Origin of the sequence: Streptomyces sp. NPDC094147 (assembly GCF_044764265.1) — a bacterium.
Classification (GTDB): domain Bacteria; phylum Actinomycetota; class Actinomycetes; order Streptomycetales; family Streptomycetaceae; genus Streptomyces.
The window spans coordinates 74,413-98,466 of the sequence record NZ_JBIWHT010000001.1 but is presented as its reverse complement, the minus strand read 5'-3'; the positions used below and the strand labels follow the sequence as shown (position 1 = coordinate 98,466).

The window sequence follows — 24,054 nt, the reverse complement described above, 5'->3', positions numbered from 1 at the left end:
CGGACCCCGCTCCTCAACAGCCGGAGGGGCCTGAACTTGCCTCGGCTGAAACCTGGGGGGTCCGGGGAAGCAGCCACCCCGCCACCACCAGGCCCGCCGCCCCCATCACCGGCAGCGTCACCCGGAAGTCCGCCACCGCCACCAATCCCGAACCCAGCGCCAGCGCAACCGCGTTCGGGGCGAACAGCAGGGTGTTCGCCGTGGCCGCGGTGCGGCCGAGCAGCGCCGACGGAGTCGCCCGCTGCACCGACGTCAGCGTCGCGATCAGCACGCACGGCAGCCCCGCCCCCACGGCGAAGGCGCACGCGAGCGCCACCCCGTCCGAGGGCAGCGCGCGCAGGCACACCGCGACCGCGAACACCCCGGTCCCCGCCGCCCCGAACACCCGCGCGGGCAGCCGCCGCAGCAGCGGCCCGGCGAGCAGTCCGACGGTCACCGACCCCGCGCCCTGCACGGCGTACAGCACCCCGATGAACCCGGGTGCATGGCCGAGCCCCTTGTCGACCACCGCGTACAGCGCCGAACTGCTCAGGCTCGCCAGGAACATCGTCGCCGCCCCGGCCAGGACGAGCGGGCGCAGGGTCCGCGAGTGCCACAAGTGGCGTATGCCTTCCGCCGTTTCGGCCCTCCAGCTCACGGACCGGGTACGGGGACGGTGCTGCTCGCGCACCCGGATCAGCGCGAAGACTCCGCCCGCCAGGACGAAGGTGGTCGCGTCCAGCAGGGCCACCGCCGGGCCGCCGCAGCGCGCGTACAGGCCGGCGCCCGCGAGCGGGGCGAGCAGTTTCATGCCCTCGTTGGCCGTCATCCGCAGCCCGTTGAAGTCGCCGAGCAGATCCTCGTCCAGGGCCGTGGCCACCAGCGCGGCCTCGGCCGCGTCCTGGACGACGCCGTTCACTCCGTACAGCACCAGCACGGCGAACAGGAGCCAGATCCGGTCGCGGGAGTTCGCGGCGAGGAGCAGCGGGAGCAGGACCGCCATCGTCAGGTTGGCCGTCACCAGGAGGGGACGGCGGCGCACCCGATCCGCGACCGTGCCGAGCGCCGGGCCGGCCAGCGTCGGCAGCCACATCGCGCACACCGTCAGCGCCGCCAGACTGTCCGAGCCGGTAAGCGACTTGACCCAGATGCCGGACGTCAGCCACATCGCGGACGAGCCGAAGCCCGAGACGACCACACCGGTCAGGAAGAGCCCGGCGTTCCGGTCGCCAAGGACACGTCCGACTGCCCACTTCTCTGCATGTTTCACGGCGTCCAATGTGGCCAATAGGCACGCCCCCGCGGATCGGGCGGATTCCCTACGAGTGCGCGCGCCCGCTTCCTAGTCAAGGGCGCAGACCGGGCACTTCCGCCCCGCCGCGGCAGGACACAGTGCGGCAACGTTTTTGACGTTTCCCCTGGCGGGGCGCGTGTGATGCGCGTAGACAAGCGACCATGCGTACTCTCACCAAAACCGCAGCCGCCGCCGCTGCGCTCGCCGTCACCGGTGTCGCCTTCTACGGAGTCGGCGCGGCCACCGCCGACAACGCGGCGCCGAAGTCGGACCGCGAGATCCCCAACATCACCAAGGTCGAAGACAAGATCAACGCGTATTACGGCGGTACGGCGGACGCCGCCGGGAACTACCAGGCCTCGCCCACCAGCAACTACGCCAAGCAGGTCGCGGAGATCGAGGCCCGTGCCAAGCGGCAGATCAAGCACGCCGCCGAGCACCCGGGGCGGGACGGCCGTAAGCCCGCCATCGTGCTCGACGTCGACGACACCACGCTGCTGACGTACGACTTCGAGAAGAAGAACGGCTTCGCCTACAACGCGGCCGCCTTCAACGCCTATGTGCAGCGTGCGCAGTCGATAGCCGTGTTCGGCATGCCGGACCTGGTCAACTACGCGGCCAAGAACGGTGTCACGGTCTTCTTCCTCACCGGCCGCGACGCCACCCAGCGGGACGCCAGCGCCGCCAACCTCACCAGGGCGGGCTACGCCGTGCCGGTCGACGCCGCGCACTTCTTCCTCAAGGACAAGGCCAACCCGCCGGCGTACCTGAGCTGCGGAAAGCCCACCTGGACCTGTTCGACCGTCGACTACAAGGCGGGTACCCGCAAGCACATCGAGTCGCTCGGCTACAACATCGTCGCCAACCTCGGCGACCAGTACACCGATCTCTCGGGCGGCTACGCCGACAAGACGTACAAGATCCCGAACCCGATGTACTTCCTGCCCTGATCACGCTCCGGTCCGGGGCGCGCGCCGTTCCGCGCGCCCCGGACCGGGCCTTGGAGCCGGTGTCTCACGGGGAAGCCAGGGCGGCCTTCATCATCGCCTGGGCGACCGGGCCCGCCAGGCCGTTGCCGCTGACCTCGGAGCGCTCGGCGTCGGAGTCCTGGATGACCACGGCGACCGCGACCTCCTTGCCGGTCTTCGGGTCCTTGGCGAACGAGGTGAACCAGGCGTACGGCTTCTTGGAGTTGTCCACGCCGTGCTGCGCCGTGCCGGTCTTGGCGCCGACCTCCAGACCGTCCGTCTTCGCGTTGGACGCGGTGCCGTCGGTGACCACCGAGACCATGGCGCTGTACATCTGCTGCGCCGTCTTCGAGGACAGGATCCGCTTGCCTTCGGAGTCCGGGTACGACTGGAGCGTGGTGCCCTTGGAGTCGGTGACCTTCGAGACCATGTGCGGCGACGACAGCACACCGTCGTTGGCGATGGCGGCCGACACCATGGCCATCTGCATCGGCGTCGCGGTCACATCGAACTGGCCGATGCCCGACAGGGCCGTGGACGACGGGTTCATGTTCTTCGGATACACACTCGCCGCGGCGCGTACGGGCACATCCAGCGCGGCGTCGTTGAAGCCGAACTTCTCGGCCATCGCCCGCACCCTGTCCTGGCCCAGGTCCACGGCCATCTTGCCGAAGACGTTGTTGCAGGAGTATTCGAGCGCCGTGCGGATCGAGGCGTTCTCGCAGGGCGCGGACGCCGACTCGTTGCGCAGATCGGTCGTCGTGCCCGGCATCCGGTACGGGTTGGGGCTCGCCGTCCTGTCGTCGATCGAGGAGTAGAGCCCGTTCTCCAGCGCCGCAGATGCCACCACCAGCTTGAAGGTGGAGCCCGGTGCCAGCGGCTGGCGCAGGGCCCGGTTGAGCATCGGCTGGCTCTTGTCCTCGGACAGCTGCTTCCACGCGTCGCCGTCCGCCGACGAGGAACCCGCGATCTTCGACGGGTCGTACGACGGGGTGGAGACCATGCCGAGGATGCGGCCGGTCTTCGGGTCCATCGCGACCGCCGCGCCCTCCTTGCCGCCGAGCGCCGTGTACCCGGCCTTCTGCACGGCCGGGTCGATGGTGGTCAGGACGTCGCCGCCGGCCGCGCGCTGCCGCGTGATCGCGTCGAACGGGTTCTGCATGCGCGGGTCGCTGCCGTCGAGGACCTTGGAGTAGATCCCCTCCAGCTGGGTCGATCCGTACACCTGTGAGGCGAAGCCGGTGACGGGCGCGTACATCGGCCCGTCCTTGTAGCTGCGCTGATAAGCGAGATCGCCGCTGTTCTTCCTCTCCGAGCCGGTGACCGGCGAGCCGGCCACGATGATGTCCCCGAGCGGCTGCGCGTACTCCGCGATGGTGTTCCGCCGGTTCAGCTTGTCGTCCGCGAGGGCCTGGCCTTTGTAGAACTGCACATAGGTGGCTCGTCCGAGGAGGGCGAGCACCATCAGCAGGCAGAAGACCGAGGCGTGCCTGATTGTCTTGTTCATCCCGAACGCAAGACGGCCGGGCGGGAGCGGGAAGTTCCGGTTGCCCCGGTTTCTCAGGAAACATTCATCGGGCGGGAGGGCTCCAGCAGGGCGCGCGGGAGGGCTTCATCGCGGCCGTACGAAGCCCGACTCGTACGCCGCGATCACCGCCTGGGTGCGGTCACGGGTGCCCGTCTTGGCCAGGACCGAGGCGACATGGGTCTTCACCGTGGCCGGGCCGACATGCATGCGGCCCGCGATCTCCGCGTTGGTGAGGCCCGTCGTCATCAGCCGCAGCACCTCCGCCTCGCGCTCGGTGAGCCGGGCCGCCCAGGCCGGGGCGGCCGGGCGGCCGGGGGAGTGCCGGGCGGCGAGGTCGCGGACCTTCGCCGGGAAGAGGAGCGAATCGCTGCGGGCGACCAGGCGGACCGCCTGGATCAGCTCCTCGGCCGCGGCCCGCTTCAGCAGGAACCCGGCGGCGCCCGCGCGCAGCGCGTCGTACACGTAACTGTCGTTCTCGAAGGTCGTGACCACCACGATCCGCGGCGGCGCCGCCAGGGTGGCCAGGATCTGCTCGGTGGCGCGGATGCCGTCGATCTCGGGCATCCGGACGTCCATCAGGACGACGTCGGGGAGCTTGTCCCGGACGACCGAGACGGCCTCCGCGCCCGTGGCGGCCTCGCCGACGACCTCCAGGCCGGGCTCGGCGTCGAGGATCACCCGCAGCGCCGTGCGCACCATCCGCTCGTCGTCGGCCACGACCACCCGGATCGCGGTGCTCATCGGCCACCGTCCAGCGGGAAGCGGGCGCCGAGCCGCCACACGCCGTCCCGCGGGCCCGCTTCGGCCCGGCCGCCCAGGAGCCGGGCCCGCTCCGCTATGCCGCGCAGTCCGCGGCCGCCTCCCGGCCGCACCACGGGCGCGGCATCGGACAGGGGGTTCTCCATCACCATCTCCAACTCTCCGCCACGGACGGCGACGTGCAGTGTCACGGGTGAACTCCCGCCGTGGCGAAGGGCGTTGCTCAGCCCCTCCTGGACGATCCGGTACGCCTCGCGCGAGACCAGCGCGGGCACGGCTGCCGGATCGCCTTCCAGGGTGTACGCCACCTTCAGGCCGGTGCGGGACAGCAGGCCCTCCAGGGCCGCCAGGTCCGGGGTCGCGAGGTCGCCGCCCTCGTCGTCCTGGCGCAACAGGCCCAGTACGGAGTCGAGTTCGCCGACCGTGCGGCGGGTGGTCTCCTCGATCGCGGCGAGCGCGTCGCGCACGAACCCGGGGTCGGAGTCCAGGACGCGGCGGGCCGCGCTCGCCTGGAGGGTGACCGCGCTCAGGGCGTGTCCGACCGAGTCGTGCAGTTCGCGCGCGAGCCGGTTGCGCACGGCCAGCTCCGCGGCGCGCTGCTCGGCGGCGGCGAGCCGGTCGGTGGGCGTCGGCCCGAGCAGCACCGGCGCGAGCCGGGCGAGCAGCCAGCCGGCCGCCGCCGAGCACGCCGCAAGACCGAGCAGCATCGCGATCCCGGCGACCGGGGCGAGGGCCAGGCCCCAGCCGGTCGAGAGGGGGCCCGAGGTGCTGTACGGGGTCCCGCGCAGGTCCGGGAAGGCGGGAAGGACGATGAGGAACACCGCGAACGGCGGCAGCGCCAGGCTCATCCCGCTCAGGATCCCGCCCGTCGCGACGTGCAGCGTGTACCAGGCGGAGGCGCGCAGCCGGGCGTCCCGGGAGCGCGCGGGCCCGTCGGCCAGCGCCGCGGGATCGACCCCGCACAGCGCCCGCACGCCGAACACCAGGAGCGGCCGGGCGATCGGCACGAGCCCGGAGACGGCGGCGAACGGCAGCGCGACGGCGAAGGCGAGGAGCGCGAGCGGGAACGAGGCGAAGGCGCTGGTGCCGTGCGTGAAGGAACCGACGATGACGGAACCCACCAGGAAGTACGGCATCAACAGGGCACCGCCGAGGACCAGATGGACCCAGCGGTGCCGCGCCCGCACCCCGATGATCATCTGCACAGGGTAGGTGGTGCGTGCGGTCATGTCCTCACCGTGCCGTGCCGCCCGGGGGCGGCGCCTCCTGCGCCCTGATGATCCGCCTCCGCCGCGCGGGGGAGGCGCCGGGCTCCGTCACAGCCGGCGCGTCGCCAGTGTCAGGCGGTCCCTCGCGTCGAACAGGGCGTCCTTCACCATCTGTTCGTGGGCCGGGGTCAGCCGGGCCACCGGGACCGAGCAGCTGATCGCGTCGCGGGCCGGGGTGCGGTACGGGATCGCGACGCCGAAGCAGCGCAGGCCCAGCGTGTTCTCCTCGCGGTCCACGGCGTAGCCCTGCTCGCGGATGAGGTGCAGTTCCTCGATGAGCTTCTCGCGGTCCGTGATGGTGTGCTCGGTGAGCTGCTGGAGGGTCTCCGGGAGCAGCTTGCGCACCTGCTCGTCGCTGTGGGTGGCGAGCAGCGCCTTGCCGAGCGAGGTCGAGTGGGCGGGCAGGCGACGGCCGACCCTGGTGAACGGGCGCAGGTAGTGCTGGGACTGGCGGGTGGCCAGGTAGACCACGTTCGTGCCGTCCAGGCGGGCGAGGTGGATGGTCTCGGTGGTGTCGTCGGAGAGGCGGTCCAGGGTGGGGCGGGCCGCCGCCACCACCTCGTCGCCGTCGATGTACGAGGTGCCCACCAGCAGGGCCCGGACCCCGATTCCGTACCGGGTGCCCGTCGCGTCGGTCTCCACCCAGCCCAGCTCCACCAGGGTGCGCAGGAGCATGTAGAGGCTGGACTTGGGATAGCCGACCTGCTCCTGGACGGCGGCGAGGGAGTGCATTCCGGGGCGCCCTGCGAAATACTCGAGCAACTCGACGGTCCGCACCGCGGACTTGACCTGTGCTCCACCTGAATCGGCCGACATGCAGCTCCCCGCTCCTTCTCGCCAAGGCTTCTTGCCAAGGCGGAACGCCCGTCAATAGAGTCCCAGCATATTCAGCATCGGGAACTCTGTTCAGAATAGCGAACAAGTACTGGTGGGCGGCAGTGGCGGAACGGCAGTGGAAGGACAATGCGGTGAGCACAGCAGCACCAGTCTGGAGTGTCGACCCCCGAACCGGGAAGCCGCGTGAAGAGGTTGCGGTCGAAGCCACGCCCGAGGAGGTCGACCAGGCGGTCCGGGCCGCCTGGGCCGCCCGCCCGGCGCTGGCCGACCTGAGCGTCCGCGCCGTGTTCCTGCGCACCGCGGCCGACCTCCTGGACGCCTCCGCCGAACACGTGGTGGAGGCCGCCGACGCCGAGACGGCGCTGGGCCCGGTCCGGCTCACCGGTGAACTCGCCCGCACCACCGCCCAGTTGAGGGCCTTCGCCGGGGTCGTCGAGGAGGGCTCCTTCCTCGACGTACGGATCGACCACGCGGACCCGTCCCGCACCCCGCCGTGGCCGGACCTCAGGCGCGTCAAGATCCCGCTGGGTGTCGTCGCCGTCTACTCGGCCTCCAACTTCCCGCTCGCCTTCTCCGTGCCCGGCGGCGACACCGCGAGCGCGCTCGCGGCCGGCTGCCCCGTCGTCGTGAAGGCGCACCCCGGCCACCCGGCCACCTCCGAACTCTGCGTCTCGCTGCTGCGCCGCGCCGCCGCGCGGGCGGGGCTGCCCGAGGACGTCGTGGTCCTGGTGCACGGCTTCGCCGCGGGCGTCGAGCTCGTACGCCATCCGCTGGTGGCGGCCGCCGGGTTCACCGGGTCGGTGCGCGGCGGGCGGGCCCTGTTCGACGCGGCGGCCGCGCGTTCGGTGCCCATCCCCTTCCACGGCGAGCTCGGCTCCCTCAACCCCGTCGTGGTGACGGCGGCCGCCGCCGAGGAGCGCGGCGAGCGGATCGGGGCCGGGCTCGGCGCCTCGATGACCATGGGCGTCGGCCAGTTCTGCACCAAGCCGGGCTTCGTCCTCGCCCCCCGGGGAGAGGCCGGCGACGCCCTGCTCAAGGCCCTCACGGCGGCGGTCAGCGACACCGACGCCGGGGTGATGCTCGACCACCGGATGCGGGACGCGTTCCTCGCCGGGGTCGCCGAGCGGGCCGCGCTGCCCGGCGTCGGGGCCCCGGTCACGCCCGGTGCGGGCGGCGAGCACACGGTGAGCGGCGGATTCCTGACCGTACCGGCCGCGCTGCTCGCCGCGGCGGGCGAGCACGATCTGCTCTTGGAGGAGTGCTTCGGCCCGGTGACCGTCGTCGCCCGGTACGCGGACGACAGCGAGATCGGCGCGGTGCTCTCCCGCCTGCCCGGCAACCTCACCGCCACCCTCCAGCTCTCCGCCGCCGAAGCGGAGGGCGACGGCTCGGTGGCCCAACTCCTCGCGGAACTCACCCAGTTGGCTGGCCGGGTCCTGGTCGACGGCTGGCCGACCGGGGTCGCGGTCGCCCCCGCCCAGCACCACGGCGGCCCCTACCCGGCGACCACCTCCACCTCGACCTCGGTCGGTGCCACCGCCGTCGAACGCTGGCTGCGTCCGGTCACCTACCAGAGCACTCCGCAGGCCCTGCTCCCGCCGGAGCTGCGCGACGACAACCCGCTGGGACTGCCCCGCCGCGTGAACGCCCGCGACGGCGGCTGACCCGGCACGGGCCGGGCCCCGCGAAGGTCCCGGCCCGCGTGCTCAGGCGACCGGCTCCTGGAGTTCGGTCACCCAGGCGTCGACGTCCGCCGGGCACTCCAGGGTGACCTCCCTCGGGTAGCCCGCCGAGCGGTGGCCGTGCGCGTCGATCCAGCGGGCCAGCACCTGCGTGCTCGTCAGGACCGCGTCCATCGAACCGCGGTGCACGACGGTCGCCGCCCGCTCGACGGGCGGCAGGTCGTGCACCCGCAGTCCGTCCAGCTCCTGCGGCGGGGCCGAGACCTGGACGCCCGCGTGCACGGTGATCGCGCCGCCGCCCCGCGGCGCGTCCTCGTAGTACGCGATGCCGGGGCCGGTCGGCGCGATCCCGGCCGCCTCCAGGCGCCGGAACAGCTCCTCGTACAGCGGCTGGATGACGGGCGTGATGTCCTGCGGCACGAAACTGGCCGCGGTGGCGGTCAGTTCGGCCACCCGGACCACGGGAAGCTTCTTCAGTACGACGTCCTGCACGGGCATGGTGCCCTCGCTCTCGATCGACCGGAGCCGCGCCTCGACCTGCACAAGCCGCGCCGCCGCTGCCGCCACGGTCTCCGCCAGCTCGGCCCGCCGCAGCCGCAGCATGCCGCGCAGTTCCTCGGCGTCGACCTTCTCGTCCAGGATCTTCTTGACCTGCTGGAGCGTGAAGCCGAGGTCCTTCAGCGCGATGAGGCGGTTGAGGCGGGCGAGCTGGGCGGCGGTGTAGAAGCGGTAGCCGGTGGCGGGATCGACACGGGCGGGGCACAGCAGTCCGGTCGCGTCGTAGTGACGCAGCATGCGGACCGATACGCGGCCGTGCCGGGCGAAGTCTCCGATGGTGAACATGACGTCTCCGAGTCCACTGCCTGACACGGTGTGAGGGTCAAGAACCTACTTCGCGGCGGGCCGCAGCCGCAGCGTGGCCAGTGCCGACAGGGCGAACAGGGCCGCCGCGACCAGCAGGCTGGTGCGCAGACCGGGCACGAAGCCGCCACCGCCCGCGACCAGGGTGCCGAACACCGCGATGCTCAGAGCGCCCGCGACCTGCCGGCCCGCGTTCAGCACCCCCGCCGCCAGGCCCGCCCGCTCCTGGGGCAGCGCCTCCATCATGGCGGCGGTCAGCGCGGGCACCGAGATCCCGCAGCCGAGCGCGAGCGGAACCATCAGGAACGCGGCGAGCAGCGTCGGGGTGTGCTCATCGGCGAGCAGCAGCACCAACAGGCCGGTCAGGGCGAGCAGTTGGCCGATCAGCATCGGCACGCGCGGCCCGAAGCGGTTCGACAGCTTTCCGGAGAGCACGTTGACCACCGGGATCAGCGCCGTCATCGGCAGGAACATCAGTCCGGCCGTCAGCGCGGACTCGCCGCGCACCCGCTGGAAGTAGAGGCTGAAGACGAAGATCACCCCGTAGAAGGCGACGCTGGCCGCGGCGCCCGCGCCGATGGCGACCACCACGGTCCGGCTGCGGAACAGGCCGAGCGGTACCACCGGGTGCGCCACCCGCCGCTCGATCAGCCAGAACGCGGCCCCGGCGGCCAGTGCCACCGCGCCCGCCGCGATCCGTACCGTGCCCTGCTCGATCACCGCGAAGGCGAGCGCGGCGAGGGCGACGACGGCCGCCAGCTGGCCCGGCAGGTCGAGCGGGGCCGGCCGGCGCTCGGTGCGCGGGGCGCGGGCGGTCAGGGCGAGGGCCGCGATGCCCAGCGGCAGGTTGATGAAGAAGATGCCGCGCCAGTCCCAGACCGTGGTCAGCGCGCCGCCCGCGACCGGGCCGAGCGCCACCGCGACCGAACCCCCGGCCGCCCAGAGCGCCACGGCCTTGGCCCGCCGCGCCGGATCCGGATACGCCTGGCGTACGAGGGCGAGCGAGGCGGGCAGCACCACCGCGGCCGCCACGCCCTGCACGACCCGGGCGCCGATCAGCACGCCCAGGTCCGGGGCGAGGCCGCAGGCCGCCGAGGCGAGGGTGAAGACGACCGTGCCGAGCGCGTACGCCTTCGCCGAGCCGATCCGGTCGGCGAAGGCGCCGGTCGAGAGCATCAGCGCGGCGAATGCCAGCGTGTAGGCGTCCACCACCCACTGGAGGCCGGACATGCCGCCGCCGAGGTCGCCGCCGATCGCGGGCAGTGCCACGTTCACCACGGAGGCGTCCAGGGTGATCAGCGCGAAGCCGAGCAGGGAGGCGGCGAGGGTGAGGGCGGGGGAGGCCCCGCGCGGCGGCTTCGGGGTCAACTGGTGGTCGGCGGGCGCGGCTTGGAGTGTGGCGTTCGGTGACATGCCCCCAGCTTGGCGAGTGGAGGCCGCGTACAGTAGTGGCCTGAATGCCATACGTCCGGAGGTTCTGGCCATGTCGCTGCACCGGGTCGCCGTCATCGCGCCCTCGCCCGTCTCGATGTTCAACCTCGCCATCCCCGAGCTGCTGTTCAGCAAGGTCGAGGTGGACGGCGGGCCCGGCTACGAGGTGGTGGTCTGCACCCCGCAGCCCGGCCCGATCGCCACGACCGGCGGACTCGACCTGTACGTGGGCCGGGGCCTGGAGGCGGTCGAGGGAGCCGGCACCGTGCTGGTCGCCGGGACGGGCCGGCGCTACGAACCGGACCCGCGCACGGTGGCCGCGGTCGGCCGGGCCGCGGCCGAAGGCGTGCGCATCGCGTCCATCTGCAGCGGCGCCTTCGTGCTCGCCGAGGCCGGACTGCTCGACGGGCGCAGCGCCACCACGTACTGGGAACTCGCCGAGGAACTGCGCAAGCGCTACCCCGCGCTCGACCTCAAGGGCGATGTCCTGTACGTCCAGGACGGCAATGTCATGACCTCGTCCGGGTACGCCGCCGGGATCGACCTGTGCCTGCACATCATCCGCACCGACTACGGCGCCGCCGTCGCCAACAAGGTGGCCCGGCAGGCGCTGGTCGCACCGGTGCGGCCGGGCGGGCAGACCCAGTTCACCCAGACCCCGCTGCCCGCCGAGCGCGGGGTGGTCTGCGCGGACACCCGGGGCTGGGCGATGAGCAACCTCGACAAGCCGCTCACCCTCACCGACCTGGCCCGGCACGCGGGCGTCAGCGTGCGCACCCTGACCCGGCGCTTCCACGCCGAGAGCGGGGTGAGCCCGCTCCAGTGGCTGCTGCACCAGCGCATCGAGCGGGCCAAGGAGCTCCTGGAGACGACCACGCTCGCCATGGACCAGGTCGCCGAGGCGAGCGGCCTGGGCAGCGCGGACTCCCTGCGCGGCCACCTGGTGCGGCGCACCGGGCTCACGCCGAGCGCCTACCGGGCCACCTTCAGCAGGCTGGCCGCGGCGGCCTGACCCCGGGGAAGGGTCCCGGGGAATGGTCCCGGTCCGATATGCGTTGCCCAGAGGCAAAACGTACGGTGTTCAACAAATCTGAGAGAAGTGACATGCGCGTCGAGATCTGGAGCGACATCGCCTGCCCGTGGTGCTACATCGGCAAGGCCCGCTTCGAGAAGGGCCTGGCGGAGTTCGCCCACCGCGACGAGATCGAGGTGGTCCACCGCTCCTTCGAGCTCGACCCGAACCGCGCCAAGGGCGACATCGGCCCGGTGATCCCGATGCTGGCGAAGAAGTACGGCCGGACCCTCGAAGAGGCCCGCGAGATGGAGGCGCACGTCGCCTCCAACGCGCACGCCGAGGGCCTGGGCTACCTGGCCGACGGGCGCGACCACGGCAACACCTTCGACATCCACCGCGTTCTGCACCTCGCCAAGGCGCGCGGCCGCCAGAGCGAGCTGCTCGACCTCGCCTACCGGGCCAACTTCGCCGAGGAGCGCTCCGTCTTCGACGCCGAGGTCCTGGTGGAGCTCGCGGCCGAGGCCGGTCTGGACGCGGACGAGGTGCGCACGGTCCTCGGTGACGCGGAGGCCTACGCCGACGAGGTGCGCGCCGACGAGCGCGAGGCGGCGGAGCTCGGCGCCAACGCCGTCCCGTTCTTCGTGCTCGACCGCACGTACGGGATCTCCGGCGGCCAGCCCGCCGAGGTCTTCACCCGGGCCCTGGAGCAGGCCTGGCAGTCGCACACCCCGGTCCTGAAGACGATCGACGGCGACGCGGAGGCTTGCGGACCCGAGGGCTGCGAAGTCCGCTGACCCGGCCCCTTGCATAAGCGCCGCTTGGGGGTGCCGGTTACTTTTTGTCAATTGACTTGGGGTTGCCGGGGATTCAGGGTGGAGCCATGGAACTGGACCCCCTCGCGCGCGGCGAGTTCGCGCCGCAGACCACCTACCTCAACACGGCGAGCACCGGGCTGCTGCCCGCCCGTACCGTGGCGGCCATGGGCGAAGCCGTGGCCGCCTCGGCGGCCGGGCGGCCGACCGACATGTTCGGTGACGTGGAGGCGGCCCGCGCGACCTACGCCCGGCTGGTCGGCGTCCCCGCGCGCCGCGTCGCGGCCGGCGCCTCCGTCGCCGTCTACACCGGGCTCGTCGCCGCCTCGCTGCCGCAGGGCGCCGAAGTCCTCGTCCCCGAGGCCGACTTCAGCTCCGTGGTGAACCCGTTCCACATGCGCGGCGACCTGAAGGTGCGCACCGTGCCGCTGGACGGCCTCGCCGAAGCGGTCCGGCCGGGCACCGCGCTGGTCGCGGTCAGCGCGGTGCAGTCCGCCGACGGCCGGATCGCCGACCTCGCCGCGATCCGCGCGGCCGCCCGCGCCCACGGCGCCCGGACCCTGGTCGACGTCTCCCAGGGCGCGGGCTGGTACCCGGTGGACGCCGACGCGTACGACTACACCGTGACCGTCGGCTTCAAGTGGCTGACCACCCCGCGCGGCGTCGCCTTCCTCACCGTCCCCGACGACCTCGGCGGGCTGAACCCCCTCTTCGCCGGCTGGGTGGCCGGCGAGCGCCCCTGGGACAGCTGCTACGGCCCCGTCGAGGAACTCGCCCACTCCGCGCGGCGGTTCGACGAGAGCCCCGCGCTCTTCTCGTACACCGGGGCCCGGCACTCCCTCGCGCTGATCGAGGAACTGGGCACGGAACGCATCCGCGCCCACAACACGGCGCTCGCCGACCGCTTCCGCGCCGGGCTCGCCCCGCTGGGGCACGAGCCGGTGGCCGCGCCCGGCTCGGCGATCGTCTCGGTGCCCGGACTGGGCCACCGCCAGGAGGAGTTGAGCCGCGCCGGCCTCGAACTCTCCAACCGCGCGGGCAACTTGCGCGCGGCCTTCCACTTCTACACCTCGGCCGACGACGTGGACCGGCTGCTGGAACTGCTGCGGGCGCGCTGAGCGCGGTCGGGGGCGTACGAGGCGGCGGAAGGCGTCGCCCGGAGCGGATTCAGCGAGTGGCCGCGCCCCGGCCGAGCGGCTCGCCGTGCCAGCGCCACCGCTCCGGGCGGGGCCGCCCCGGCAGGTCCGCCCGGCCGGTGGCCCACAGCAGCACCTGCCAGCGGTCCTGATCGGCCGGTACGTCCCGGAAGAGCCGGGCCAGCACCCGGTCGCACAGACCGCCGGGCGGGGCCCAGGCAAGCCCGAGCCCCTGGGCCACGTCGTGCGTGTGCAGCAGGGTCTCCACGATCCCCATCGCCCCGAAGCCCTCGGGATCCGAGACACCGAAGCTGTGGTAGGCCCGTACCTCCGGCGAGGCCGTGCGCACCATCGCGGTGAGCAGGGCGCCGCTCGCCTCCAGGGTCTGGAGAAGCCCGGCGGGACCCGCGGCGCGGTCCGCGTGCACCGCGTTGTGGGGGCCGCCGGGACGTTTCGCCTCCCACAGGTACGGCACCTCGCCGTCGAGCGGCGGCTGTGCGGGGCCGAGTTGCACGGCGTACGCGAAGAGGTCGTCCGAGAGGTGCTCGACGGTCTCCCAGCAGTCCCACTCCAGCGGGCCGGCCCGCACGCTCCAGTCCGCGGCGAGCCCGGCCCGCAGTGCGGTGACCGACAGCCGCACGGAGTGCTCGACGTCGGCGGCGGTGACGGGAGTCCGTGAAGATTCATCAGCCATGGGGCGACCGTACCAACGATCTCTGTGCGAATGATCAATGAGGCTGTGATCGTTGTGCGAACGCTCAGTGGCGGGCCGACGGAAGGGAGTTCCTCGCCCGCCGGCCCGCCCCGGGGGCAAGGGCAGGGCGCTCACCGCACCGGCGTGAAGTCCCTCGCCCCGACGAACTCCGGGCGGCGGATCGGGGCCGCGAAGGGTTCGACCGCCGCGTTCTCCACGCTGTTGAAGACGATGAAGACGTTGCTGCGCGGATACGGGGTGATGTTGTCCCCGGAGCCGTGCATCGCGTTGCAGTCGAACCAGGTCGCCGAGCCGGCCCGGCCGGTGAACAGCCGGATGCCGTGCCGGTCGGCCATCTTCGTGAGCGCCTCGTCGGACGGCGTCCCCGCGTCCTGCATCTGCAGGGACCTCTTGTAGTTGTCCTTCGGGGTGGCGCCCGCGCAGCCGAGGAAGTCCCGGTGCGAGCCGGGCATGATCATCAGGCCGCCGTTGGTGTCGTGGTTCTCGGTCAGCGCGATCGAGACCGAGACCGTCCGCATCCGCGGCAGGCCGTCCTCCGCGTGCCAGGTCTCGAAGTCCGAGTGCCAGTAGAAGCCCGAAGCGCCGAAGCCCGGCTTGACGTTGATCCGCGACTGGTGGACGTACACCTCGGAGCCGAGGATCCGGCGGGCCGTGCCCACGACCCGTTCGTCGCGCACCAGTTGGGCGAAGAGCTCGCTGATCCGGTGCACCTCGAAGACCGAACGCACGGACTGCGACTGCGGTTCGATGATCGACCGCTCATCGGCACGTACGGAAGGATCGACGATCAATCGCTCAAGTTCCGAGCGGTAGACCGCGACCTCGTCGTCCGTGAGCAGTTGGTCGATCGCGAGGAAGCCGTCCCGGTCGTACGCTTCGAGCCCGGCGGCCGGTCCCCAGACGACCGGGTCCTGGCGGGGGGTGATCACCTCGGCGGTGCCACGCGTGGGGTACAGGTCCTGGGCGGTCATGGTCAGCCCTCCTCGGGTTCGGTCAACAGGGGGTAGACGCCGTTCTCGTCGTGGTCCTCCCGTCCGGTGACGGGCGGATTGAAGACGCAGACGCAGCGGAAGTCGGTCTTGGGGCGCAGGGTGTGGCGCTCGTGGCCGTCGAGGAGGTACATCGTGCCGGGCGCGATCCAGTGGGTCTCGCCGGTCTCCTCGTTGGTGAGCTCGGCCTCGCCCTCGACGCAGAGCACCGCCTCGATGTGGTTGGCGTACCACATGGCCGTCTCGGTGCCCGCGTACAGCACGGTCTCGTGCAGGGAGAAGCCGACCTTCTCCTTCGCCAGGACGATCCGCTTGCTCTCCCAGGTGCCGGAGGCGGCCCTGACGTGGCGGTCGGTGTTCTCGATGTCCTTGAACGATCGGACGATCACGGTGAGATGGTGCCTTTCTGTGTACGTCGGTGGACTGGGCGATCGGTCAGACGGTCGCGGCGACCGCGCGGGCCAGCGTCCGCAGCCCCTCGTCCAGCTCCTCGGGCGTGATGGTCAGCGGCGGCAGCAGTTTGACCACCTCGCTCCGGGGCCCCGAGGTCTCCAGGAGCAGCCCCAGCTCGAAGGCGCGGGCGCAGACCTCGGACGCGCGGGCCGGGTCGGTGAACTCCAGGCCCCAGACCAGGCCCCGGCCCCGGTAGTGCGCACCGAGCCGGACGTGTTCGGCGCACAGCGCGAGCAGCGCCTGCTCGACCTGCTCGCCGCGCGCCAGGGTGTGCTTCTCCATCTGGCCGTCGGCCCAGTACGCGTCGAGCGCGGCGGTCGCGGTGACGAACGCCGGGTTGTTGCCGCGGAAGGTGCCGTTGTGCTCGCCGGGCTCCCACACGTCGAGCTCGCCCTTGAACAGGCACAGCGACATGGGAAGGCCGTAGCCGCTGATCGACTTGGAGACGGTGACGATGTCCGGCACGATGCCCGCCTCCTCGAAGGAGAAGAAGGCGCCGGTGCGGCCGCAGCCCATCTGGATGTCGTCGACGATGAGCAGCATGTCGCGGCGCCGGCACAGATCGGCGAGCGCGCGCAGCCACTCGGCGCGGGCCACGTTGATGCCGCCCTCGCCCTGCACGGTCTCCACGATCACCGCGGCCGGCTTGTTGAGCCCGGAGCCCTGGTCCGCCAGCAGACGCTCGAACCACAGGAAGTCGGGCACCCGGCCGTCGAGGTAGTTGTCGAACGGCATCGGCGTGCCGTGCACGAGCGGGATCCCGGCGCCGGCCCGCTTGAAGGCGTTGCCCGTCACCGCGAGCGAGCCGAGCGACATGCCGTGGAAGGCGTTGGTGAAGGACACGATCGACTCGCGGCCCTTCACCTTGCGGGCCAGCTTCAGCGCCGACTCGACGGCGTTGGTGCCGGTGGGGCCGGGGAACATCACCTTGTACGGCAGGTCGCGCGGCCGCAGGATCACGTTCTGGAAGGTCTCCAGGAACGCCCGTTTCGCGGTGGTCGCCATGTCCAGGCCGTGCGTGATGCCGTCCCGCTCGATGTAGTCGATCAACGCCCGTTTCAGTACGGGGTTGTTGTGGCCGTAGTTGAGTGAGCCGGCCCCGGCGAAGAAGTCCAGGTAGCTGTGGCCGTCCTCGTCGGCGAGGCGGGCACCCTGCGCACGGTCGAACACGGCGGGCCAGCCGCGGCAGTAGCTGCGCACCTCCGATTCGAGCGACTCGAAGACACTGAGAGATGAGGGAGTGCGGCTGTAAGCCGCTCCGTTGAGGGCGGTGGTGGGAGACGGGCGGGCAGGCGGGGTGATGGTCACAGCGATTCTCCCTGGGGGTGGAGGGGGCCGATGCGGTAGAGGACCTCGGGCTGGTGCCCGTCGTCGGGGAACAGCCCCGCATCGAAGAGGAGTTCACGGCTGAGCGCGGCGCCGCGCCGCTCGGCGTACGAGGTGAAGAGCCGGTCGGAAGGGATGTTGTCCGGCGACACCGTCGTCTCGACCCGGGTGATCCCGTGCGAGGCGGTCACCTTCGCGGTCAGCGCTTCGAGCAGCAGTCCGGCAAGCCCCCGGCCCCGGTGGACGCGGTCGACGGCGACCTGCCAGACCACGAGGGTGTCCGGCCGCTCGGGCCGTACGTAGCCGGTGGTGAACGCGATCGGCTCACCGGCGCCGTCCCGGGCCACCACGGAGGTCCGGGCGAAGTCGCGGCACCAGAGCAGATAGCTGTACGAGGAGTTGAGGTCGAGCACCTCGGAGTCACGCGCGATGCGCCAGATCGCGGCTCCGTCCTCCACTCGTGGGCTTTCGATATGGACTGCTGTTTGCGCGGCGGTCATGCGGAGGGAATTTACCGACCGGAAATTGAAATCGCATTCCCGCCAGGGGGTGTGCCAGGAGGGCATCTGTGTTATCACGCGAGCATGCGCGCGAACCGAAATATCCTGGTATTACAGGGCAAAAGAGCAGGGTTGTGGAGTCGATCACACCCCGATGAGGGCCACGGAATCTTGATGAAACGTATGCGTTTGAGGTCGGGAAGTCGGGGCAGAAGAAAACGGGAAGCTGCGTTGGATAAGCAGCTTCCCGTTGTGTTGAATCGTTGTGCGGAATGTTTTATGGAATTCGGTTGCTCTTTATGTGGCGGAGGACTGCCGGAAAAGTGTCACCAGGTTTCGGAGACGGCCTTGCGGGCGGCCTCCAGGTCCACCGCGATCCCGTACTCGCCGAGCGCCGCCCCCAGTGCCGCCAGCGAGGAGTGGACCGCGCCGCGGGTGGCGTCCACGCCGTAGTGGTTGACCCGGATCATCGTCGTGGCGAGCGCGCCGCCGCCCGCGATGATCGGCAGCGAGGGGTCCGATGCGAGCGCCTTCGCGACCAGGTCGCGGGCGTCAACTCCCTGCGGAACACGGAGAGTTGTGGCCACCGGGGCGGCGTCGGCGGCCTCGTGGACGTACGGGGCGAGCCCGCCGCCCAGCGCGATCGCACCCGCCCGGGTCGCGGCGGCCGCCGAGGCGTGCCGGGCCATGACCGCGTCCAGGCCCTCGGACTCGATGCGCTCCACACAGGCCTCAAGGGCCAGCATCTCCAACTGCGCGGGCGCGTGCAGCAGGGTCTTGCGGCCGCCGTCGATCCAGCGCTGCTTCCAGTCCAGGAGTGAGAGGTAGGAGCGGCGCGGCGCCTCGGGGTTGGCGGCGATCCGCTCCCAGGCGCGGGCGCTGACCGAGACGGCCGACACACCGGCCGGGCCGCCCATCGCCTTCTGCGCGCCGATCACGCACAGGTCCACGCCCCAGGCGTCCGGGAGCAGCGGCTCGGCGGCCACCGAAGCCACCGCGTCCAGCATGAACAGGGCGCCGTGCCGGCGCACGACCTCGCCGATCTCCGCGACCGGGTTCGTATTGCCGGTCGCCGCCTCCGCGTGAACGAGCGAAACGAAATCGATCTCCGGGTGCTCGGTGAGCGAGCGATCGATCTGCTCCGCGGTGACCGCCGTGTGGAACGGCACCTCCAGATCGATCACCTCGGCCCCGCAGTCGCGCAGCCAGTTGCCGAAGGTCTGCCCGTAGGGACCGGTCACGACGTTGAGCGCGGTGGAGCCGGGGTGCGCGGCGCCCCGGATGCATCCCTCCAGGGGGAGCAGCGCCTCGCCCTGCATGATCACCACGTCCTGCTCGGTGGCGAGGAGGGCGGCCACCCGTCGCTCGATCGCCGCGAAGTGGTCGGCGGTCAGCGGGGCCAGGTCCAGGAGCGGGTGCGTCACGGCGGTGCCTTCTTCAGTCAAGTCGGTGTTCTTGAGCCTCTGGATCGAGGGTACCCAGCGCCTCGTACAGTGCTGACCATGAGCGATCGCGCGGTGCTGCATGTGAAGGGGCGCGTCCTTGCCGGACCCGAGGACGTACGGGACGAGTTGTGGGCGGTCGACGGGCGGATCACCTACGAGCGGCCCCCGGGCGAGGCCCTCGCCGTGACCGGCTGGGTGCTGCCGGGTCTGGTCGACGCGCACTGCCACGTCGGCCTCGACCGGCACGGCCCGGTGCCCGACGATGTCAGCGAGAAGCAGGCCCTCACCGACCGCGACGCCGGCACCCTGCTGGTCCGCGACGCGGGCTCGCCCTCGGACACCCGCTGGATCGACGACCGCGAGGACCTGCCGAAGATCATCCGGGCCGGCCGGCACATCGCCCGCACCCGCCGCTACATCCGCAACTACGCCCACGAGATCGAGCCCGGCGACCTCGTGGCGTACGTCGCCCGGGAGGCGCGGCGCGGCGACGGCTGGGTCAAGCTGGTCGGCGACTGGATCGACCGGGACGCCGGCGACCTGACCGCGTGCTGGCCGCGCGGCGAGGTCGAGGCCGCGATCGCCGAGGCCCACCGGCTCGGCGCCCGGGTCACCGCGCACTGCTTCGCGGAGGACTCCCTCAGGGACCTGGTCGAGGCGGGCATCGACTGCGTCGAGCACGCCACGGGCCTGACCGAGGACACCATCCCGCTGTTCGCCGAGCGCGGCGTCGCGATCGTCCCGACGCTGGTCAACATCGCCACGTTCCCGCATCTCGCCGACGGCGGCGAGGCCAAGTTCCCCAACTGGTCCGCCCATATGCGGCGGTTGTACGAGCGCCGCTACGACACGGTGCGTTCGGCGTACGACGCGGGGGTGCCCGTCTTCGTCGGTACGGACGCGGGCGGCTCGCTCGCCCACGGCCTGGTCGCCGCCGAGGTCGCCGAACTGGTCAAGGCGGGTATCCCGGCGCTCGACGCGCTCTCCGCGACGGCGTGGGGAGCGCGGTCCTGGCTGGGGCGTCCGGGCCTCGAAGAGGGCGCCCCGGCGGATCTGGTCGTCTACGACCAGGACCCGCGCGCGGACGTCCGGGCGCTCGCGGCGCCGAGCCGGATCGTGCTCAACGGACGCATCGTGGGCTGACGACGGCCAACTGGGGCCCCGGCGAGGCGGTAGGCGTTCCCTCGTAGTTCAGTACCTTGGCCGGTTGACTGGACGTTACGTGTGGCGTGGGTGGGTCGTTGAACTTCTTTGTGCGTACGCCGGGCGTAGGGGGCGCGGGGCGACGACAAGGGTGACAGGTGGGAACTCCCGTGCCGGAAGAATCGAAAATAGGCGCGGAAACCACCCTTTGGGGTGAACTCACGGCAGGCTACTGCCAGTTCACTCTCAGTGCGTAAAGATTCCGGTGTCCCAAGTCACCGGCGCGCCCCACGATTCGCAGGAGTCCCACGAGTCCCCGTGGCGGGCGCCCGGACAGCCATGTCTCCTGTGGGGGTTCCACCACTTTGAACAGCAACAACTTCCGCCTGCCCGCGCACGGTCCGGCCGCCCGTCGTCCCACCGGCCGCCGCTCCGCCGCGATCGCGGCCTGTGTGGCACTCGCCGCCGGGCCGCTGCTGCTCGCCGCGCCCGCGCGGGCCACCGGCGGATCCGGCGACGGCGGCGGCCGGGCGAGCGCCGCCGTGCTGCGCACCGGGCTCGATGTCGCCCTGCTCGACAAGACCGTCGACGTACCGCTCAAGGCCACGCTCAACGAGGTGCAGGCGCCGGCCGGGGCCGAGAAGACCGCGCTGACCGTGAAGCTGGACGGGGTGAGCGGTGGTCAGCCCGTCAATGTGCTCAAGGCGGACGTCGCCACGGCCGGGGCGAGCGCCGACGCCGGGAAGGCGGAGGGCTCCACCCACCTCGTGAACGCCCGGCTGCATGTGCCGGGGCTGCCGCTGCTCTCCCTCGTGGAGGTCGGCGAGGTGACCTCCAGCGCGGTCTGCGAGGCGGGCCGGGCGCCGGTCGCCAAGTCCAATGTGCTGGGCGCGGTGACCGTGCTCGGCCGGAAGGTCACACTGTCGTCGGGCGGCACCACGCGGGTGCAGGTGCCCGGGGTCGGCGAGGTCACCCTCGACCTGTCGAGGACCACGACCACCTCGCGCACCGCCGCGGCCGTCGCCCTTCAGCTGAAGGTGTCGGTCAACCCGCTCCATCTGAACGTCGCCGACGTCAAGGGCGAGGTCACCCTCGCCGAGGCGAGCTGCGAAGCGCCCAAGGCGCCGGAGCAGCCCGAACGGGGCGGCACCACGGTGGCGAGCGGAGACCCGGCGAAGGCTCCGGCCAGCACCGATGTGAAGGCGCAGAGCGTCGCGGGGGACTCCAAGCTGGCGGAGACGGGCGGGAGTTCGGCGACCCCGTACCTCGTCGGCGGGGCCGCGGTCCTGCTCGTGGGCGGCGCGGGCGCCCTGGTCCTGACCCGGGGGCGCGGCAACCGGTCCGACTGAGTACTGAGCACTGAGCACTGAGCGCTCCGCGGGGAAGGGCGGTTGTCGGCTGCGGGCCGTGCGTGGCCGGCCGCGCAGTTCCCCGCGCCCCTTCAGGGCGTGGTGCCGGAGGGGGCGGGGCGGGCGGTGCGAGGGATGCGCGCCGCCCGTCCACCGCGCTCCTCAGTGCTTGTCGCGGGCCAGCGCCCGGTCGAGGGCCTGGAGGAAGCGGTTGGTGGTGGGGCGGTCGCGTACCGCGAGGCGCAGCCACTCCGGCCCGAGGCCCGGGAACGTGTCGCCGCGCCGGACCGCGAAGCCGAGGCCGCGCAGCCGCTGCCTGACCTCCGCCGCGCCTTCGACGCGGATGAGGACGAAGGGGCCCTCGGCCGGTTCCACCGCCAGCACCTCCTCGAACTCCCCGAGACGCGCCAGGAGATGGGCCCGGTCCCCGGCGATCCGCGCCGCGGCCGCCTCGGCCTCCGCCAGCGCGCGGGGCTCCACACAGGCACCCGCCGCGACCAGTGCCGGGGTCGACACCGGCCACAGCGGCTGGGCCCGCTGGAGCGCGGCGACCGTCCCGGGGTCGGCCAGTACGTAACCGATCCGCAGCCCGGCGAGCCCCCAGGTCTTGGTCAGGCTGCGCAGCACCACAAGCCCGGGGAGGTCCGTCCGGCCCGCGAGAGCCTCGCGCTCGCCGGGCACCGCGTCCATGAACGCCTCGTCCACCACCAACGTCCGCCCGGGGCGAGCGAGTTGGGCCAGCGTGCTCGCGGGATGCAGTACGGAGGTGGGGTTCGTCGGATTGCCGACCACCACCAGGTCCGCCTCCGCCGGGACGGACGCCGGGTCCAGCCGGAAGCCGTCCTCGGCCCGCAGCAGCACCCGCCGCACCTCGTGCCCGGCATCGCGCAGAGCGGCCTCGGGCTCGGTGAACTGCGGGTGCACCACGACCGGGTGACGGAACGTCAGAGCGCGGGCCAGCAGGACGAAGGCCTCCGCGGCGCCCGCCGTGAGGAGCACCCGCTCCACGTCGAGCCCGTGCCGCGCCGCCACCGCCGCGCGGGCCGCCCGGCCGTCCGGATAGGCGGCCAGGCCGGTCAGCGACTCGGCGATCCGCTCCCGCAGCCAGACCGGGGGAGTGCCCGTGCGGACGTTGACCGCCAGATCGGTCAACTCGACGCCGTCGTCCCGGACTTCGGCGTCGCCGTGGTGGCGCAGATCGTGGTGCGCCTCGGGGCCTTGGTGGTGCCGCGGATCGTGCGGGGCCTCGGTCGCGGGTATGGGCATGGCTTCCTCGCTGCTGGTGGGGGTCCCGGAGCCCCGAAGGGCGACCGAACGGCGTCTCGCGATCGCGCAGGTCGCCATCGCGGCCCGGCCACCGGGGTTCGACTTCCGCTTGGGGACGAGCAGTTCGCCGCCCCCGGCCAGCGCGGCGGCCTCCGCCACGGAACGGGTTCCGACGGCGGCCAGTACCGCGTCCGACCCGTGCGGCACCCGGACCGCCGCGAGCTCCTCGACGGCGTACGAGACGACCGGCACCCCGAGCTCCGCCGCGGCCCCGACGATCCCCGGCTCCCGCGCTCTGCCCTCCACGGTGGCCAGCTCGGCGACCGCGAACCCGGCGAGACCCGCCTGCGTGAGCGCGGCCTCGATCAGGTCCAGCACCTCCTCGGCACAGACACCCGTCGAGGCGCCGACCCCCACGACGAGACGGGCCCCGGCGTCCTGCGGGGCGAGGGCGGCCTTGCCGCGGGTGGCGTCGTCGGCCATGGCGGGGTTCCTCTCGGACCGCTCGGGGGCGGCGGCGGGACGGAGCGTGGACATGCGGAGTACGGGCCGGGTCGGTTAGCAAGGGCGCATGGCGGTAATCGTCGCGCTCGGCGCGTTCCTGATGACCCTGGTGGGCGGCTGGACCGCCCAGCGGGTCACCGACCGGCGCCACCTCGTGCTCGGGCTCGCGGGCGGTCTGATGCTCGGCGTGGTCGGGCTCGACCTGCTGCCGGAGGCCCTGAACGCGGCCGGCGAGGACGTGTTCGGAGTGCCGCGGGCGCTGCTTCTGTTCGTCGGCGGCTTCCTCTTCGCGCATGTCGTGGAGCGGGTGCTCGCGGTCCGCCAGGCCGCCCACGGAGCGGGCGACGAAAGGGTTCCGCAGGTGGGCCTCACGGCCGCGTCCGCGATGGTCGGGCACAGCCTGATGGACGGCATCGCGATCGGCGCGGCCTTCCAGGTGGGCGGCGGCATGGGCGCCGCCGTGGCCCTCGCCGTGATCACCCACGACTTCGCCGACGGCTTCAACACGTACACGATCACCAGCCTGTACGGGAACGAGAAGCGCAAGGCGGTGGCGATGCTGGTCGCCGATGCGCTGGCCCCGATGGCGGGGGCCGCGTCCACGCTGCTCTTCACCCTTTCGGAGCAGCTGCTCGGCAGCTATCTGGGCTTCTTCGGCGGCGTGCTCCTCTATCTGGCCGCCGCCGAGATCCTCCCCGAGGCCCACCACGAGCACCCCGCCCTGTCGACACTGCTGTGCACCGTCGCGGGCGTGGGGTTCATCTGGCTGGTGGTGGGCATCGCGGGCTGAGCGT

Annotated in this window: 22 protein-coding genes; 8 read left to right on the top strand and 14 right to left on the bottom strand. The window is 72.1% G+C overall.

Annotated elements, in window-relative coordinates; genetic code table 11:
* Nucleotides 1–13: 13 nt before the first annotated feature.
* Nucleotides 14–1,249, bottom strand: a complete 1,236-nt coding sequence (locus ACIQ8J_RS00485; protein ID WP_403263405.1) for an MFS transporter — start codon at nt 1,247–1,249, stop codon at nt 14–16.
* Between the two features lie 185 nt (nt 1,250–1,434).
* Here ACIQ8J_RS00485 and ACIQ8J_RS00480 point away from each other — a divergent pair, with 185 nt between their 5' ends.
* On the top strand, nt 1,435–2,223 hold the full coding sequence (locus ACIQ8J_RS00480; RefSeq protein WP_403263404.1) for an HAD family acid phosphatase: 789 nt from the start codon (nt 1,435–1,437) through the stop codon (nt 2,221–2,223).
* Nucleotides 2,224–2,287: 64 nt separating this feature from the next.
* Here the strand turns inward: ACIQ8J_RS00480 and ACIQ8J_RS00475 are convergent, their stop codons facing one another.
* The 4 genes from ACIQ8J_RS00475 to ACIQ8J_RS00460 form a co-directional block, all read right to left on the bottom strand.
* Nucleotides 2,288–3,748, bottom strand: a complete 1,461-nt coding sequence (locus ACIQ8J_RS00475; RefSeq protein ID WP_403263403.1) for a peptidoglycan D,D-transpeptidase FtsI family protein — start codon at nt 3,746–3,748, stop codon at nt 2,288–2,290.
* Nucleotides 3,749–3,853: 105 nt separating this feature from the next.
* The gene (locus ACIQ8J_RS00470; RefSeq protein WP_403263402.1) at nt 3,854–4,510 is read right to left on the bottom strand and encodes a response regulator; all 657 of its coding nucleotides are present in this window, start codon (nt 4,508–4,510) and stop codon (nt 3,854–3,856) included.
* Nucleotides 4,507–5,757: a sensor histidine kinase gene (locus ACIQ8J_RS00465; protein WP_403263401.1), complete on the bottom strand. Its 1,251-nt coding sequence runs from the start codon at nt 5,755–5,757 to the stop codon at nt 4,507–4,509. Before ACIQ8J_RS00465 ends, ACIQ8J_RS00470 begins: the two co-directional genes overlap by 4 nt.
* A gap of 87 nt (nt 5,758–5,844) precedes the next feature.
* The gene (locus ACIQ8J_RS00460) at nt 5,845–6,612 is read right to left on the bottom strand and encodes an IclR family transcriptional regulator (RefSeq protein ID WP_403263400.1); all 768 of its coding nucleotides are present in this window, start codon (nt 6,610–6,612) and stop codon (nt 5,845–5,847) included.
* 152 nt (nt 6,613–6,764) lie between these two features.
* On the opposite strand from ACIQ8J_RS00460, the gene ACIQ8J_RS00455 reads away from it, so the two are divergent.
* Complete coding sequence (locus ACIQ8J_RS00455) at nt 6,765–8,297, top strand: aldehyde dehydrogenase (NADP(+)) (RefSeq protein WP_403263399.1); 1,533 nt, start codon at nt 6,765–6,767, stop codon at nt 8,295–8,297.
* A 42-nt stretch (nt 8,298–8,339) separates the two neighbouring features.
* Here the strand turns inward: ACIQ8J_RS00455 and ACIQ8J_RS00450 are convergent, their stop codons facing one another.
* On the bottom strand, nt 8,340–9,158 hold the full coding sequence (locus ACIQ8J_RS00450; RefSeq protein ID WP_403263398.1) for a MerR family transcriptional regulator: 819 nt from the start codon (nt 9,156–9,158) through the stop codon (nt 8,340–8,342).
* A 45-nt stretch (nt 9,159–9,203) separates the two neighbouring features.
* Nucleotides 9,204–10,589, bottom strand: coding sequence for an MFS transporter (locus ACIQ8J_RS00445; protein WP_403263397.1), 1,386 nt, complete (start codon nt 10,587–10,589; stop codon nt 9,204–9,206).
* Between the two features lie 70 nt (nt 10,590–10,659).
* On the opposite strand from ACIQ8J_RS00445, the gene ACIQ8J_RS00440 reads away from it, so the two are divergent.
* From ACIQ8J_RS00440 to ACIQ8J_RS00430, 3 genes are all read left to right on the top strand, one after another.
* A complete protein-coding gene (locus ACIQ8J_RS00440; protein WP_403263396.1) occupies nt 10,660–11,619 on the top strand; it encodes a GlxA family transcriptional regulator in 960 nt (319 codons plus the stop codon).
* Nucleotides 11,620–11,711: 92 nt separating this feature from the next.
* Nucleotides 11,712–12,416, top strand: a complete 705-nt coding sequence (locus ACIQ8J_RS00435; protein WP_403263395.1) for a DsbA family oxidoreductase — start codon at nt 11,712–11,714, stop codon at nt 12,414–12,416.
* An 86-nt stretch (nt 12,417–12,502) separates the two neighbouring features.
* Nucleotides 12,503–13,552, top strand: coding sequence for an aminotransferase class V-fold PLP-dependent enzyme (locus ACIQ8J_RS00430; RefSeq protein ID WP_403263394.1), 1,050 nt, complete (start codon nt 12,503–12,505; stop codon nt 13,550–13,552).
* Nucleotides 13,553–13,601: 49 nt separating this feature from the next.
* On the opposite strand, the gene ACIQ8J_RS00425 is transcribed toward ACIQ8J_RS00430, so the two are convergent.
* The 6 genes from ACIQ8J_RS00425 to ACIQ8J_RS00400 form a co-directional block, all read right to left on the bottom strand.
* On the bottom strand, nt 13,602–14,264 hold the full coding sequence (locus ACIQ8J_RS00425; protein ID WP_403263393.1) for a hypothetical protein: 663 nt from the start codon (nt 14,262–14,264) through the stop codon (nt 13,602–13,604).
* Nucleotides 14,265–14,395: 131 nt separating this feature from the next.
* Nucleotides 14,396–15,256, bottom strand: a complete 861-nt coding sequence (thpD, locus tag ACIQ8J_RS00420) for an ectoine hydroxylase (RefSeq protein WP_403263392.1) — start codon at nt 15,254–15,256, stop codon at nt 14,396–14,398.
* Nucleotides 15,257–15,258: 2 nt separating this feature from the next.
* A complete protein-coding gene (locus ACIQ8J_RS00415; protein WP_403263391.1) occupies nt 15,259–15,663 on the bottom strand; it encodes an ectoine synthase in 405 nt (134 codons plus the stop codon).
* A gap of 46 nt (nt 15,664–15,709) precedes the next feature.
* Entirely contained in the window at nt 15,710–17,029 is a 1,320-nt protein-coding gene (ectB, locus tag ACIQ8J_RS00410; RefSeq protein WP_403265126.1) for a diaminobutyrate--2-oxoglutarate transaminase, read from the bottom strand.
* 2 nt (nt 17,030–17,031) lie between these two features.
* Nucleotides 17,032–17,553: a diaminobutyrate acetyltransferase gene (gene ectA / locus ACIQ8J_RS00405; RefSeq protein ID WP_403263390.1), complete on the bottom strand. Its 522-nt coding sequence runs from the start codon at nt 17,551–17,553 to the stop codon at nt 17,032–17,034.
* A 326-nt stretch (nt 17,554–17,879) separates the two neighbouring features.
* A complete protein-coding gene (locus tag ACIQ8J_RS00400) occupies nt 17,880–18,977 on the bottom strand; it encodes a pyridoxal-phosphate-dependent aminotransferase family protein (protein ID WP_403263389.1) in 1,098 nt (365 codons plus the stop codon).
* Between the two features lie 78 nt (nt 18,978–19,055).
* Here ACIQ8J_RS00400 and ACIQ8J_RS00395 point away from each other — a divergent pair, with 78 nt between their 5' ends.
* Nucleotides 19,056–20,141: an amidohydrolase family protein gene (locus ACIQ8J_RS00395; RefSeq protein ID WP_403263388.1), complete on the top strand. Its 1,086-nt coding sequence runs from the start codon at nt 19,056–19,058 to the stop codon at nt 20,139–20,141.
* A gap of 365 nt (nt 20,142–20,506) precedes the next feature.
* The gene (locus tag ACIQ8J_RS00390; RefSeq protein WP_403263387.1) at nt 20,507–21,490 is read left to right on the top strand and encodes an SCO1860 family LAETG-anchored protein; all 984 of its coding nucleotides are present in this window, start codon (nt 20,507–20,509) and stop codon (nt 21,488–21,490) included.
* A gap of 162 nt (nt 21,491–21,652) precedes the next feature.
* Here ACIQ8J_RS00390 and cobC read toward each other — a convergent pair whose 3' ends face one another.
* A complete protein-coding gene (cobC, locus tag ACIQ8J_RS00385) occupies nt 21,653–23,239 on the bottom strand; it encodes an Rv2231c family pyridoxal phosphate-dependent protein CobC (RefSeq protein ID WP_403265124.1) in 1,587 nt (528 codons plus the stop codon).
* A gap of 88 nt (nt 23,240–23,327) precedes the next feature.
* Here cobC and ACIQ8J_RS00380 point away from each other — a divergent pair, with 88 nt between their 5' ends.
* Complete coding sequence (locus tag ACIQ8J_RS00380) at nt 23,328–24,050, top strand: ZIP family metal transporter (protein ID WP_403263386.1); 723 nt, start codon at nt 23,328–23,330, stop codon at nt 24,048–24,050.
* The last annotated feature ends 4 nt before the right edge of the window (nt 24,051–24,054 follow it).

Coding starts and splice junctions, on each gene's coding strand:
- ACIQ8J_RS00475 (WP_403263403.1), bottom strand. CDS start 3,748: ATGAACAAGACAATCAGGCACGCCTCGGTCTTCTGCCTGCTGATGGTG.
- ACIQ8J_RS00380 (WP_403263386.1), top strand. CDS start 23,328: ATGGCGGTAATCGTCGCGCTCGGCGCGTTCCTGATGACCCTGGTGGGC.
- ACIQ8J_RS00460 (WP_403263400.1), bottom strand. CDS start 6,612: ATGTCGGCCGATTCAGGTGGAGCACAGGTCAAGTCCGCGGTGCGGACC.
- ectA (WP_403263390.1), bottom strand. CDS start 17,553: ATGACCGCCGCGCAAACAGCAGTCCATATCGAAAGCCCACGAGTGGAG.
- ACIQ8J_RS00395 (WP_403263388.1), top strand. CDS start 19,056: ATGAGCGATCGCGCGGTGCTGCATGTGAAGGGGCGCGTCCTTGCCGGA.
- ACIQ8J_RS00425 (WP_403263393.1), bottom strand. CDS start 14,264: ATGGCTGATGAATCTTCACGGACTCCCGTCACCGCCGCCGACGTCGAG.
- ACIQ8J_RS00440 (WP_403263396.1), top strand. CDS start 10,660: ATGTCGCTGCACCGGGTCGCCGTCATCGCGCCCTCGCCCGTCTCGATG.
- ACIQ8J_RS00470 (WP_403263402.1), bottom strand. CDS start 4,510: ATGAGCACCGCGATCCGGGTGGTCGTGGCCGACGACGAGCGGATGGTG.
- cobC (WP_403265124.1), bottom strand. CDS start 23,239: ATGGCCGACGACGCCACCCGCGGCAAGGCCGCCCTCGCCCCGCAGGAC.
- ACIQ8J_RS00435 (WP_403263395.1), top strand. CDS start 11,712: ATGCGCGTCGAGATCTGGAGCGACATCGCCTGCCCGTGGTGCTACATC.
- ACIQ8J_RS00480 (WP_403263404.1), top strand. CDS start 1,435: ATGCGTACTCTCACCAAAACCGCAGCCGCCGCCGCTGCGCTCGCCGTC.
- thpD (WP_403263392.1), bottom strand. CDS start 15,256: ATGACCGCCCAGGACCTGTACCCCACGCGTGGCACCGCCGAGGTGATC.
- ACIQ8J_RS00430 (WP_403263394.1), top strand. CDS start 12,503: ATGGAACTGGACCCCCTCGCGCGCGGCGAGTTCGCGCCGCAGACCACC.
- ACIQ8J_RS00445 (WP_403263397.1), bottom strand. CDS start 10,589: ATGTCACCGAACGCCACACTCCAAGCCGCGCCCGCCGACCACCAGTTG.
- ACIQ8J_RS00450 (WP_403263398.1), bottom strand. CDS start 9,158: ATGTTCACCATCGGAGACTTCGCCCGGCACGGCCGCGTATCGGTCCGC.
- ACIQ8J_RS00465 (WP_403263401.1), bottom strand. CDS start 5,757: ATGACCGCACGCACCACCTACCCTGTGCAGATGATCATCGGGGTGCGG.